Source organism: Bradyrhizobium sp. B124 (assembly GCF_038967635.1).
GTDB lineage: Bacteria > Pseudomonadota > Alphaproteobacteria > Rhizobiales > Xanthobacteraceae > Bradyrhizobium.
Window position 1 is genome coordinate 5,738,291 of the sequence record NZ_CP152413.1, and the last position, 12,639, is coordinate 5,750,929.

Here is a 12,639-nt window from a genome sequence, read left to right on the forward strand (position 1 = left end):
CCGACGAAGACCCCCCGTCGCGCTCGAATCAATCCAGAATAGTCCCAACCGGACTCGGCGAGTAAGAGTCCAGACCGTGAACGCAGAATCCGCTGTGAAAAAATGCGGCGGCTGACGTGGATTTTATGCGAATTGACTCCGTATTCACGCGGAGAGCGCGCCCGAAGCGTGATCTCCCGGAGACGGCCGCACACTTCTCCGGTCGCGTTCTAGCGTCCGGTCGAGCCGAAGCCGCCGCTGCCGCGATCGGTCGGCGACAGCACGTCGACCGGAACCAGCTCGGCCCGGGTGACCGGCGCGATCACCATTTGCGCGATGCGCTCGCCACGCCGGATCGAAAACACCTCCTGGCCGTGATTGATCAGGAGCACATTGATCTCGCCGCGATAGTCGGCGTCGATCGTGCCGGGCGAGTTCAGCACCGTGACGCCGTATTTGGCGGCGAGGCCGGAACGCGGCCGCACCTGCGCCTCGTAGCCCGGCGGCAGCGCGATCGTCAGCCCGGTCGGAACCATCTCGTAGCGGCCCGGCAGCAGCAGCAGCGGCGCCGACCGCGGCACCGCGGCCAGGAGGTCGAGCCCCGCTGCGTCGGCGGTCTGGTAGATCGGCAGCAGAAGATCTGCGCCATGCGGCAATTGGTGGACTTCAACCTTGATGGTGGCGCTCACGATGCGGTTCCTACGGCTCTCGCGATGCGCGACACCAGCGCGCTCGCGACTTCTTCCTTGGTCATGACCGGCCAGGAGTCGACGGTGACGTCCTTGCCCTCGCGCGAGAGCAGGTGAACGGTGTTGCGATCGCCGCCCATCACGCCGGTCGCCGGCGAGACGTCGTTGGCGACGATCCAGTCGCAGCCCTTGCGCGCGAACTTCGCCTTGGCGTTCTCGATCAGATGCTCGGTCTCGGCGGCAAAGCCGATCACCAGCGGCGGCCGCTTCTCCTTCAGCTTGGAGATCGTCGCGAGGATGTCGGGGTTCTCGACGAGCTGCAGCGGCGGCATCCCGGCCGCCGTCTTTTTCAGTTTCTGGCTGCCTTCGGTTGCGACCCGCCAGTCGGCGACTGCGGCGGCAAAGATCGCGACGTCGACCGGCAGCGCGGCCTCGACCCGGTGCAGCATGTCGCGCGCGGACTCTACCCGCATGACGGAGATGCCCTGGGGATCGCCGAGCTCGACCGGGCCGGTCACCAGCACGACCTCGGCGCCGGCGGCGCGCGCGGCGGCGGCAATGGCAAAGCCCTGCTTGCCCGACGAGCGGTTGGCGATGTAGCGGACCGGATCGATCGCCTCATGGGTCGGGCCGGCGGTGATCAGCACGCGCTTGCCGGCGAGCGGGCGCGGCTGCGGCGGCCGCAGCATGCGGTCGGCGGCGGCGGCGATCTCGGTCGGCTCGGCCATCCGCCCGACGCCGGCCTCGCCGGCTTCCGCCATCTCGCCTGCATTCGGACCGACGGTGTGGACGCCGTCGCGGCGCAGCTGCAGCACGTTGCGGCGGGTCGCCGGATTGTTCCACATCAGCGGATTCATCGCCGGCGCCAGCAAGATCGGCCGGTTGGCCGCAAGCAGCGTGGCGGTGGCGAGGTCGTCGGCATGGCCCTGCGCCATCTTGGCCATCAGGTCGGCAGTCGCCGGCGCCACCACGATCAGATCGCAGTCCCGCGCCAGGCGGATATGGCCGGCGTCGAACTCGCTCTCGGCGTCGAACAGGTCGGTGTAGACCCGCTCATGCGACAGGGCGCTGGCGGCGAGCGGCGTAACGAACTGCTGCGCCGCCTTGGTCAGCACGCAGCGGACCTGGATGTGCCGCTCCTTGAGCCGCCGGATCAAATCCAGCGCCTTGTAGGCCGCGATCCCGCCACCGATGATCAGGGTCACGCGGGGCTCGCCGGCCACGCTGGCGACCCGTGGAGCAGCGGCTGCAACCGTCAGGGAACCCGGACTGGGCGCCTCCGCGGGCGCCGTACCGCCCTCTGCGAGCTCCCGGAGGATCACCCGGATCTCTTCCTCGACCGAGCGCCCGTTTTTGGCGGAGCGGAGCCGCAGATAGGCCTTCAGCGTGTCGTCGAGTTTGCGGATGGTCAGGCTGGCCATGGCGTGCCCCCAGCATCATGCTCAAGAATGATAGCGATGCTATCACATAGTGCATGCATTGCAATCAGTGGGCTCGAATGGCGAAAAAGATTGCGATCAGGGCGGCGGCAATGACCCAGAGGCCGACGGTCTGCACCCGCGCCTTGCGGGCCTCGGCGCGGGCCATTTCGTCGATCGAGTCCGACGACAGCATGTGGCCCTCCCGCGTCATGGTCTCGAGCTGCTCGAGCACCGTCACGGCGCGGCTGGCGATCGATGGCAGGTTGGCGATGACGCGGCCGAGCTCGCCCACACCCGATATCGCGCCCTGGATGCGTCCGGCCGGACCGAGATTGTGCGTGATCCATTCGCGCACCACCGGGTCTGCGACCTTCCAGATGTCGAGCTTGGGATCGAAGCCGCGCGCCACGCCCTCGACCACCACCATGGTCTTCTGCAGCAGGATCAGTTCGGGCCGTGTCTGCATGTCGAACAGTCCGGTGACCTCGAGCAGAAGCGTCAACAGCTTCGCCATCGAGATTTCCTCGGCAGTGCGGTTGTGGATCGGCTCGCCGATGGCGCGGATCGCCTGCGCGAAATTCTCCACCGAATGATGGCTCGGCACATAGCCGGCCTCGAAATGCACCTCGGCGACGCGGCGATAGTCGCGGGTGATGAAGCCGAGCAGGATCTCGGCAAGGAAGCGCCGCTCCTTCAGCCCGAGCCGTCCCATGATGCCGAAATCGACCGCGACCAGCCGGCCGGCCTCGTCGAGGAACAGATTGCCCGGATGCATGTCGGCATGGAAGAAGCCGTCGCGCAGCGCGTGGCGCAGGAAGCTCTGGATCACCTTGCGGCCGAGATCGGGCAGGTCGACCTGGGCCTCCGCCAGCCGGGCGTGGTCGTTCAGCGCGATGCCGTCGATCCATTCCATCGTCAGCACGCTGTGGGCGGTGCGATCCCAATCCACCGCGGGCACGCGGAAATCCGGATCGTCGCGGATGTTCTCGGCCATCTCGGACAGCGCGGCCGCCTCGAGCCGCAGGTCCATCTCCATCGCTACCGAGCGCGACATCGTGTTGATGACCTCGATCAGCCGCAGACGTCGCGCCTCGGCGGAATGCGCTTCGGCCTTGTGCGCGACAAAGAAGAAGTCGCCGAGGTCACGGCGGAAGCGCGCCGCGACGTTGGGCCGGAGCACCTTGACCGCAACCTGATGCCGGACGCCGTCGCGCTCGACCTCGGCGCGGTGCACCTGCGCGATCGAGGCTGCGGCAACCGCCGGACCTAGATGCACAAAGGCCTGCGACAGCGGCCGTTCCAGCGATTGCGTGAGGACAGCTTCGGCCTCTTCCTGCGCGAATGGCGGCAGCCGGTCCTGCAGGGCTTCGAGATCGCGCGCCATCGCCACGCCGACCACGTCGGGCCGGGTGGCGAGGAATTGCCCGAGCTTGAGATAGGCGGGCCCGAGCCGGGTCAGCGCGCGCGACAGCCGCGGACCTGACTTGGCGGAGCGGCGCTCGATCAGCCGCGCCAGCTTCAGCGCGAGCTGCCCGGGCGGCGGCACCAGCGAGGGATCGACGACGCCGAACACGCCCTCGCGCGCAAACACGAAACCGGCGCGGGCAAGGCGCGCGATGTGGGTCAGTGCAGAGATCACAAACGCCAGCCCGAATGCAGCGCCACGATGCCGCCGGAGAGGCTCTGCCACTTCACGCGCGCAAAGCCGGCGGCGCCGATCATCTCGGCGAACGCGTTCGGCCGCGGGAATTTGCGGATCGACTCGACGAGATATTGATAGGACTCGGCATCACCGGTGACGGCGCGGCCGAGCGGCGGGATCACCTTGAAGGAGAACAGGTCGTAGATCCGGTCGAGGCCGGGCACATCGACAGTGGAGAATTCCAGGCACAGGAAGCGGCTGCCGGGCTTGAGCACCCGGTAGGCTTCGCGCAGCGCGAGCTCGATCTGCGGCACATTGCGGATGCCGAACGCGATGGTGTAGGCGTCGAACGAACGGTCGGCAAAGCCCAATGCCTCGGCATTGCCCTCGACGAACGACACGCGGTCATCGAGGTGCTGTTTGGCGGCGCGTTCGCGGCCGACGGCGAGCATGTCGGTATTGATGTCGCAGACCGTGGCATGGAAGCCGGTGCCCGCGGTCTTGGCCGCCCGGAACGCGATGTCGCCGGTGCCGCCGGCGACATCGAGCAGCGCGAACGGCCGGTCGCCCTTCGGCGGGTCGAGTGTCGTGATCATGACGTCCTTCCATGCCCGGTGCAGGCCTACCGACATCAGATCGTTCATCAGGTCGTAGCGCGACGCCACGCTGTGAAACACCTCGTTCACCAGCGTCTGCTTCTCGCCCAGGGGCACGTCCCTGAAGCCGAAATGGGTGGTTTGATCCGGCCGATCCATCACTCAGAACTCTTACCTTTTGGTCGCGTTTTCTTCACGCGAACCGGTGCCCGCTTCGCTCGAAAACGCTCCAGCCAGACCATAGCGCGGCGGCCGCAATGGCGCTATCACGTCACTTCCAAAAGGTGAATGCCTCCTATGCCGGAATTACCCGAAGTCGAGACCGTCCGCCGCGGCCTGCAACCGGCCATGGAAGGGTCCAAAATCCTCAAGGCCGAGGCCCGCCGCAAGGATTTGCGGTTTCCGTTCCAGAAAGACTTCATCGCCCGGCTCGAGGGCCAGACCATCACCGGGCTCGGCCGCCGTGCCAAATATCTGATGGCGGACCTGAACTCCGGCGACGTGCTGCTGATGCATCTGGGCATGTCGGGCTCGTTCCGCGTGCTGAAGCAGGACGGCGCGGCGGCGCCGGGGCAATTCCATCATCCGCGCAGCGAGGATCGCGCGCATGATCACGTCGTGTTCCACATGTCGTCCGGCGCGGCCGTCGTCTTCAACGATCCGCGGCGCTTCGGCTACATGAAGATCATTGCCCGCAACGCGATCGAGGATGAACCGCTGTTGAAGGGGCTCGGTCCCGAGCCGCTCGGCAATGAGTTCGACGCGGCGATGCTGGCGCGCTCCTGCCACAACAAGAAGACCAGCCTGAAGGCCGCACTGCTCGATCAGCGCGTGGTGGCAGGACTTGGCAACATCTATGTCTGCGAGGCGCTGTTTCGCTCGCATCTGTCGCCGCGGCGATTGGCCGCGACGCTTGCAACCAAGAAGGCCGAGCCCACCGACCACGCCAAACGGCTGGTCGACGCGATTCATTCGGTGCTCAACCAGGCGATCAAGGCCGGCGGCTCCTCGATCAGCGACCATCGATTGACCAACGGCGATCTCGGCTACTTCCAGCATTCCTTCCAGGTCTACGACCGCGAAGGCGAGACATGCCGCACGTCGGGCTGCGCGGGCATCGTCAGGCGCTTCACCCAGAACGGCCGCTCCACGTTCTGGTGCCCGAAGTGCCAGAAGTAACATGTTCGAGACGCCACGCATCGAGACGCGACGCCTGATCCTGCGGCCGCTTGCGCTGTCGGATGCCGCGGCGATCCAGCGTCACTTCAACAATTGGAACGTGATCAAGACGCTCGCCACGGTGGTGCCGTGGCCGTATCCCGACGACGGCGCGGAAAGTTTCATCAAGCGCGAGTTGGACAAGATCGCGGCCGGCGAGGAAAGCTATCAATGGGTGCTGGTGCTGCGCGCCGGTGATGGCGAGGCGATCGGCAACATCAACTTCCGGCCGCGTGCCGACGGCCGCAAAGGCAATCGCGGGTTCTGGCTTGCCGAGCCTTACTGGAATTGCGGCCTCATGACCGAGGCGATCGCCGCGGTGAATGACTTCGCCTTCCTGACGCTCGGCCTCGATCACTTCCACGTCTGCAACGCGCAGTCCAACGTCGCCTCGCGCCGGGTCAAGCAGAAGACCGGAGCCGAATTCGTCGGCTTCGTCGAACTTGCACACCACAATGGCGAGTCCCGAGCGGAGAAGTGGAAGGTCACGCGCGAAACCTGGCTGCGCGATCGCCCGGCGACGTGACGCCGTTTGCGAATGCCGCCGTGGGGAAATTCGCGGCGGCTTGACCGCGGATGCGAGGCCGCAGAACATGGGTCCCATCGCTCCATCAACAACGAGAACACAATGGCGATGAACGGCAACTGGCGCGATCGCGCCGCGACAAGCTTTCAGTGCGAGAAACAGCCGGCCACCAGCAGCCGCGGCATGGTGGTGAGCAATCATCCGCTGGCATCGAGCGCAGGCGCCGAGATGCTGGCTGCCGGCGGCAATGCGATCGATGCGGCGATTGCGACCCTGTTCACGCTGACCGTGGTCGAGCCGATGATGGTCGGCATCATTGGCGGCGGCATGGCGCATATCCGCCTCGCCGACGGCAGCCATCGCTTCATCGACGGCCAGAGCACGGTGCCGAAAGCGGTGCGGCCGGATACCTATACCTCGAAGCCCGGTTCGGCGCATGACGTGTTCGACACCGTCGGCAACGAGAATTTGAACGGGCCGAAGGCGGTCGCAGTGCCGGGCTCGCTGAAGGCGTGGTGCGAAACGCTGCGCCGTTTCGGCACCATGAGCCTCGCCGACGTGATGCAGCCCGCGATCAAGCATGCCGCACGCGGCTATGCGGCGACGCCCTACTTACACGAATGCATCACCGATGGCGCCGAGGAGATGCTGAAGGACAAGCCGATCGCGGCGATCTATCTGCCTGGCGGCACCCCGCTGAAGCCGGGCGAGCGCGTGGTGCAGGCCGAATATGCCGAGACACTGAAATACATCGCCGACCATGGCGACAACGCGCTCTACCAGGGACCGCTCGGCGACATCCTGGTCGACTACATGAAGAAGCATGGCGGCTTCGTCGCGCAGGAGGATCTCGCGGCCTACAAGACCGTCGAGCGGCAGCCGATCCGCTGCGACTACCGCGGTTGGGAAATTCTCGGGCCGCCGCCGCCAGCAGCATCGGGCGTGCACATCACGCAGATGCTGAACATCCTCGAAGGCTACGACGTCGCGCGCCTCGGCTTCGGCACGACCGAGACGATCCATTATCTCGCCGAGGTGCTGAAGATCGCCTTTGCCGATCGCGCGGCGGCGAGCGGCGATCCCGCCTATATCAACGTGCCGGTGGAGCGGCTGACCTCGAAGGCCTATGCCGACGAGCGCCGCCGCGCGATCGATCCCGACCGCGCGCAGGCCTGGGGCGCCGGCGTCAGCCAGCTCGAGAGCGCGCACACCACGCACATGACCTCGGCGGATGCGATGGGCAATGTGGTCGCGACCACCCAGACCATCAACAATCTGTTCGGGGCCAAGATCCTGATCCCGGGCCTCGGCGCCGTGCCGAACAATTACATGAACCTGTTCGATCCGCGGCCGGGACACGCGCTGTCGCTCGCCGCGGGCAAGCGCGTCACCACCTCGATGTCGCCGATGATGGCGCTGCGCGACGGCAGGCTGGTTTACGCGCTCGGCCTGCCGGGCGGGAAGCGCATCTTCCCGAGCGCGATGCAGGCGCTGATCAACCTGATCGACCACGGCATGGACCTGCAGGAGGCGGTCGAGGCGCCACGGGTGTGGACCGAGGGCAACGCCCTGGAGGTCGAGCAGGCAGTCCCGGAGAGTATCCGCGCCGCGCTGTCGGCGAAGGGCCACAAGGTGCAAGCGGTGCCGACGGTTGCCGGCGGCATGAACGCGATCCAGTTCCACGCTGATGGCACGATGTCGGGCGCGGCCTGCTGGCGCGCCGACGGCACCCCGGTCGGCATCGCCGGCGGTCTGGCCCGCGCCGGAGTGCGGTTTGCGTTGAGGTGACGCCGACTACGCTGTTTGATAGGTTGAACCGAGAGCCATCCTCAACGTCGTCCTGGCGAAAGCCAGGACCCATTACCCCAAATCTCATTGTTGTGCGACGCCGGGGCCGCGATCCAATTTCATTGCTGAATGCGGTGGTTATGGGTCCTGGCTTTCGCCAGGACGACGTGTGGGAAGAGTCGTGGCTGAATCACCGGAGTGTCTGGAATACCCGATCGCCCGCATGCGCGGGCGACGACCGCATTCTACTTCCTCACGCAGATCACGCGGACGACGGCGGCCTTGGCGTCGGCCGATTCGCCTGACGCGTTGACGCCGTGCGCTTTCAGGAAGTTGCGCACCGTGTCGGCCGGCACCAAAGCCGCCTGCGCCGGCGGTGCCGCGTTTGCTGGGCCTGCAACGATGACCGGTTTCAGCACCGCGATGCCGGCAAATTTGCCGCCGCCGTCGAGTGCCGCCGCGCCGGAGAATCCGATCGCGGGCGGCGGTGACAGCGCCTGATCGCCGCCGCCGAGTTGCGCCACCGAGGCCTTGACGCTGCTCGCGGCCGCGCCGCCGCCCTGGTTCTGCGGATCGGCGATGCCGGTGATGTCGAGCGCGGTCTGCGTCGCCTGGCCTGCGATGTTGAGCGCCTTCAGCCCGCGTGCGCCGTAGATGCGCAGCAGTGCGAGATCGTGCTCCTTGTCCGCCGCGACCCGATCGGCATTGCCGTAGCCCGGGATCGTCAGTGCGATGCAGTCGTCGGTCGCCACGCGGTCGGTGACAACAGCACCATCGTCGCTGACCACGACGCCGGTGGCATATTCGACGGTCTTGCGCGGCGGCGGGCCGGCCTGCACGCCGGACGGAAATGCGTTGAAGGCGCTCGACATCGCGATCACCACCGGCTCGACGGTGGTCTGCATCGCCTGATCATAGAGAATGGTGAGGATGCGGACTTCGTCACCCTTCAAGGTGCCGCGCAGATAGAACTTCTTCAGCCCCTGCATGCCCGACAGCACGAAGAAATCCGGCTTCACCACGGTGTAGTCGATGGTGCGGCCGGCCGGCTCCTTCTTTTCCTGCTCGGCAAGCTTTGCGGTGGTCGGGCTCGCTTCCTTGCGCCGGGTCAACAGCACCTGGACGGTACCGGTCGGCGAAGTCCATTTGGCGCCGGAGGCGTCGCTGGTGAGCTGTGGCACCAGCTTGGTGGGAATGCCGAGCCGCGCTCCGGTGGCAGGCTCGGTGACGACCCTCCAGCCGACGCTCTCCTGCTTCCGCCGCGCGGTGTCGGCGAGCACGCCGCGCTCCTGCGGATTCAGCACGCCGGTCGGCTTGCCGCCGCGGTTCTTCTGGAATTCCTTGATCGCATTGACCATGCGCTCGCTGACGTCGCCTGTGATCGCGCCGTTATATTCGCCGACCCAGGCGAGGTCGGATTGCAACGCCAGCCGCTCGGCCTGCGCCATCGCATTGGCGGTATCCTCAGGCTTCTGCAAAGCGGGGCGAACCGGCACCGTCGTCACGGTCTTCGGCTTGGCCCCGGCCGTCGTCGGCGGCGTCAACTGGGCGTTCGCGGCGCCTATGCCTGCGGCCGTCACGGACGCGACCATCAATGTTGCCGAAAGCACCAATCTCATGACAAATCCGGGGGAAATGACTGATACCATTGACGTCCACGCAATTAAGCACATCTGCTTGGTCGGCAACAACCGCGCTCCGGTTCAGGGAACAGCGCGCAGGACATAAAGATGCTGAGTGCCGACGAACTTGAACGCTATGCCCGCCACATCGTGCTGCGCGAGGTGGGCGGCCCCGGTCAGAATGCGCTGAAAGAGGCGTCGGTACTGGTGATCGGCGCCGGCGGTCTTGGCGCGCCGGTGCTGATGTATCTGGCCGCCGCCGGCGTCGGCCGGCTCGGCGTGATCGATGATGACATCGTCTCGCTCTCCAACCTGCAGCGCCAGATCATCCATACGACGTCGGATATCGGTCAGCGCAAGGTCGACAGCGCGGCGGCGCAGATTGGTGCGCTCAACCCGCATGTGGCGTTCGAGGCGCATCCAGTGCGGCTCACCGCCGACAATGCGATGGCGCTGATTGCGAATTACGATCTTGTGCTCGACGGCTCCGACAATTTCGAAACGCGATACCTCGTCGGCGATGCCTGCTTCCTCGCAAAAAGGCCGCTGATCACCGCGGCGCTCGGGCAGTTCGACGGTTCGCTGACCACGATCCGCGCGCATGAGAAAAATGCGGACGGCGTGTTCAACCCGACCTATCGCTGCTTGTTCCCGGAGGCGCCGCCGCCCGGCACGGTGCCGGCCTGCGCCGAGGCCGGGGTGATGGGCGCGCTCGCAGGCGTCCTGGGATCGATGATGGCGCTGGAGGCGATCCGCGAGATCGTCGGCTTCGGCGAGGGCCTGGTCGGTCGCCTCCTGATGGTGGACGCGCGCGCGATGCGGTTCGAAACCCTGCGCTACGCGCGCGATCCGCAGAACCCGCTCAACGGTGATGCACCAGGGATCACCGATCTGAGCGGGCATCTGTAGAGGTCAGGACGCAGTCACGGACTTCTCGCTGTCCATGTGCCGGAGGTGCTCCTCCGGATAGCGCCCGCCGGCGGCAGCACCAGGCGGAAACGCTTCGGCGAGTGCGGCGAGATGCGCCGCGGTCAGTTTCACATCGCGCGCGCCGAGTGCCTCGGTCAGCCGCTCGCGCCGCCGCGCGCCGACCAGCGGCACGATGTCCTTGCCTTGCGCCGCGACCCAGGCAATCGCGACCTGGGCCGGGGAGGCGCCGATCTCGCCGGCGATGCCGCGCAGCCGATCGGCGAGAGCGAGGTTGGTGTCGATGTTGCCGGCCTGGAAGCGCGGGCTCATCAGGCGGAAATCTTTTTCGCCTGCCTGGTTCTTCGACCAGTGCCCGCTGATCAGCCCGCGTGCCAGCACGCCATAGGCGGTGACGCCGATGCCGAGCTCGCGGCAGGTCTTCAGGATGTCGGTCTCGATGCCACGCGAGATCAGCGAATACTCGATCTGCAGATCGGTGATCGGATGCACCTTGTGGGCGCGGCGAATGGTGTCGGAGCCCACTTCGGAGAGGCCGATATGCCTGATCCAGCCGGCCTTGATCATGTCCGCCATCGCGCCGACAGTGTCCTCGATCGGCACGTTGGGGTCGAGCCGCGCCGGGCGATAGATGTCGATGTGGTCGACGCCGAGCCGCTGCAGCGAATAGGCGACGAAATTCTTCAGCGCATTGGGCCGGCAGTCATAGCCGAGAAAGCCGTAGTTGCGATCGCGCAGCGCGCCGAACTTGACGCTGATCACGAGATTGTCGCGGCTGCGGCTCTTCAGCGCCTCGCTGATCAGCATCTCGTTGTGGCCCATGCCGTAGAAGTCGCCGGTGTCGAGCAGCGTGATGCCGGCCTCGAGCGCGGCATGGATAGTCGCGATGCTCTCGCCGCGGTCGGTCGGACCGTAGAAGTCGGACATGCCCATGCAGCCGAGGCCGATCAGCGAAACCGTCGGGCCGGTGGAACCGAGTTTACGTGTGTCCATGATGGTGTTCCCAAAACATTGCAGCGGATGATCCGCTGCCGCTGATATGGGCCGGTTCGGTTTTTGGGATAAGCTGGACAATCCCGAATGGGTTGTTCACTATATCGAACAATGCAGGATTTCGACCTTCGCGACCTCGATGCCTTCGTGGCGGTGGCGCGCACGCGCAACTTCCGGCGTGCCGCGCTGGAGAGCCGCGTCTCGGTCTCGAGCCTCAGCCAGCGCCTGCGCGACATGGAGGAGCGGCTCGGCGTCCGCCTGATGAACCGCACCACCCGCAGCGTTGCATTGACCGAGGCCGGCGAGTTGCTGCTCGCCCGTGTCGCGCCGGCAATGGTCAACGTTGCCGACGCGATCACCGAGGTGCGCGGCCTGCGCACCGAGCCGTCGGGCCGCCTGCGCATCAACGCGCCGCCGCCCGCGGTCGATCTCGTGCTGGCGCCGATGGTCGCGCCGTTCCTCGCCAGATATCCGCAAGTCGATCTCGACATCGTCGCCGAAAGTGCGTTCGTGGACATCGTCGCGCAGGGCTTCGACGCCGGCGTGCGCTATGGCGAGCATCTTGCGCAGGACATGGTCGCGGTTCCGCTCGGCGCACAGCAGCGCTACGCGGTGGTGGCGTCGAGCGATCATGTCGCAAAGCACGGCCGACCGATGCATCCGAAGGATCTGCTGAAGCACGCCTGCATCCGCACCCGCTTCGGCAGCGGCGCGATCTTCGATTGGGAGTTCGAGAAGAACGGTCGCGTCGTGAAGGTTTCGCCACCAGCCAGGCTGATCGCGACCTATCTCGGCCTCGCGCTGCGTGCGGTCCATGACGGCGTCGGCTATTGGGCGACGTTCGAGGGCTATGTGCGTTATGGCGTCAAATCCGGCGCGCTGGTCAGCGTGCTCGACGATTGGTGTCCGCCGTTTGACGGGCCGTTTTTGTACTATCCGAGCCGCCGCCAGCCGCCGCCGGCGCTCGCCGCGTTCGTGTCGTTCGTTGCCGACTGGCGCAAGCAGGCGCGGCGGAAGACGAAGTCGAGCTAGACCCACATCGTCGTCCCGGCCTTGAGCCGGGACCCGTAACCACAGCTCTTACAATTACGAACGCTGGAGCTCCAGCTCGGTGCAACCATGAACATCGGTGGTAATGGGTCCCTGCTTTCGCAGGGATGACACCGAATGTTGGTCGGCCGCACCGGCTACTTTGCATGGGGTTGTTTTCGATATTTTGGCGGCTAGCCCTGCGACGG

General features: G+C 66.1%; 11 protein-coding genes. 5 read left to right on the forward strand and 6 right to left on the reverse strand.

The annotated features are described in order from the left end of the window. Positions 1–209 precede the first annotated feature (209 nt). From dut to ubiE, 4 genes are all read right to left on the reverse strand, one after another. Positions 210–668, reverse strand: a complete 459-nt coding sequence (dut, locus tag AAFG13_RS27335) for a dUTP diphosphatase (protein WP_342708754.1) — start codon at positions 666–668, stop codon at positions 210–212. Beyond that, a complete protein-coding gene (coaBC, locus tag AAFG13_RS27340) occupies positions 665–2,089 on the reverse strand; it encodes a bifunctional phosphopantothenoylcysteine decarboxylase/phosphopantothenate--cysteine ligase CoaBC (protein ID WP_212312521.1) in 1,425 nt (474 codons plus the stop codon). Before coaBC ends, dut begins: the two co-directional genes overlap by 4 nt. A 64-nt stretch (positions 2,090–2,153) precedes the next feature. Next, the gene (gene ubiB / locus AAFG13_RS27345) at positions 2,154–3,728 is read right to left on the reverse strand and encodes a 2-polyprenylphenol 6-hydroxylase (protein ID WP_342708755.1); all 1,575 of its coding nucleotides are present in this window, start codon (positions 3,726–3,728) and stop codon (positions 2,154–2,156) included. Next, positions 3,725–4,486 (reverse strand): bifunctional demethylmenaquinone methyltransferase/2-methoxy-6-polyprenyl-1,4-benzoquinol methylase UbiE, encoded by a 762-nt coding sequence (gene ubiE / locus AAFG13_RS27350; RefSeq protein WP_342708756.1) that lies wholly within the window; start codon positions 4,484–4,486, stop codon positions 3,725–3,727. Before ubiE ends, ubiB begins: the two co-directional genes overlap by 4 nt. Before the next feature lie 138 nt (positions 4,487–4,624). Between ubiE and mutM the strand changes: the two genes are divergently transcribed. The 3 genes from mutM to ggt all read left to right on the forward strand — a co-directional run bounded on the left by mutM (position 4,625) and on the right by ggt (position 7,859). Beyond that, positions 4,625–5,506 (forward strand): bifunctional DNA-formamidopyrimidine glycosylase/DNA-(apurinic or apyrimidinic site) lyase, encoded by an 882-nt coding sequence (gene mutM / locus AAFG13_RS27355; RefSeq protein ID WP_212312508.1) that lies wholly within the window; start codon positions 4,625–4,627, stop codon positions 5,504–5,506. 1 nt (position 5,507) lies between these two features. Continuing rightward, positions 5,508–6,071 carry a GNAT family N-acetyltransferase gene (locus AAFG13_RS27360; protein ID WP_212312506.1) on the forward strand — a complete coding sequence of 188 codons (564 nt, stop codon included), beginning with the start codon at positions 5,508–5,510 and terminating at the stop codon, positions 6,069–6,071. A 108-nt stretch (positions 6,072–6,179) separates the two neighbouring features. Continuing rightward, positions 6,180–7,859, forward strand: a complete 1,680-nt coding sequence (gene ggt, locus AAFG13_RS27365) for a gamma-glutamyltransferase (protein WP_342713405.1) — start codon at positions 6,180–6,182, stop codon at positions 7,857–7,859. Positions 7,860–8,104: 245 nt separating this feature from the next. Here ggt and AAFG13_RS27370 read toward each other — a convergent pair whose 3' ends face one another. Next, entirely contained in the window at positions 8,105–9,478 is a 1,374-nt protein-coding gene (locus AAFG13_RS27370) for a serine protease (protein ID WP_342708757.1), read from the reverse strand. A 111-nt stretch (positions 9,479–9,589) separates the two neighbouring features. On the opposite strand from AAFG13_RS27370, the gene moeB reads away from it, so the two are divergent. Further along, entirely contained in the window at positions 9,590–10,390 is an 801-nt protein-coding gene (gene moeB, locus AAFG13_RS27375; protein WP_342708758.1) for a molybdopterin-synthase adenylyltransferase MoeB, read from the forward strand. A 3-nt stretch (positions 10,391–10,393) separates the two neighbouring features. Here the strand turns inward: moeB and AAFG13_RS27380 are convergent, their stop codons facing one another. Beyond that, the gene (locus AAFG13_RS27380; protein ID WP_342708759.1) at positions 10,394–11,401 is read right to left on the reverse strand and encodes an aldo/keto reductase; all 1,008 of its coding nucleotides are present in this window, start codon (positions 11,399–11,401) and stop codon (positions 10,394–10,396) included. A 111-nt stretch (positions 11,402–11,512) separates the two neighbouring features. Here AAFG13_RS27380 and AAFG13_RS27385 point away from each other — a divergent pair, with 111 nt between their 5' ends. Next, complete coding sequence (locus AAFG13_RS27385; protein WP_342713406.1) at positions 11,513–12,433, forward strand: LysR family transcriptional regulator; 921 nt, start codon at positions 11,513–11,515, stop codon at positions 12,431–12,433. Positions 12,434–12,639: the final 206 nt, after the last annotated feature.

Coding starts and splice junctions, on each gene's coding strand:
- AAFG13_RS27380 (WP_342708759.1), bottom strand. CDS start 11,401: ATGGACACACGTAAACTCGGTTCCACCGGCCCGACGGTTTCGCTGATC.
- AAFG13_RS27385 (WP_342713406.1), top strand. CDS start 11,513: ATGCAGGATTTCGACCTTCGCGACCTCGATGCCTTCGTGGCGGTGGCG.
- AAFG13_RS27370 (WP_342708757.1), bottom strand. CDS start 9,478: ATGAGATTGGTGCTTTCGGCAACATTGATGGTCGCGTCCGTGACGGCC.
- AAFG13_RS27360 (WP_212312506.1), top strand. CDS start 5,508: ATGTTCGAGACGCCACGCATCGAGACGCGACGCCTGATCCTGCGGCCG.
- moeB (WP_342708758.1), top strand. CDS start 9,590: ATGCTGAGTGCCGACGAACTTGAACGCTATGCCCGCCACATCGTGCTG.
- ubiE (WP_342708756.1), bottom strand. CDS start 4,486: ATGGATCGGCCGGATCAAACCACCCATTTCGGCTTCAGGGACGTGCCC.
- mutM (WP_212312508.1), top strand. CDS start 4,625: ATGCCGGAATTACCCGAAGTCGAGACCGTCCGCCGCGGCCTGCAACCG.
- ggt (WP_342713405.1), top strand. CDS start 6,180: ATGAACGGCAACTGGCGCGATCGCGCCGCGACAAGCTTTCAGTGCGAG.
- coaBC (WP_212312521.1), bottom strand. CDS start 2,089: ATGGCCAGCCTGACCATCCGCAAACTCGACGACACGCTGAAGGCCTAT.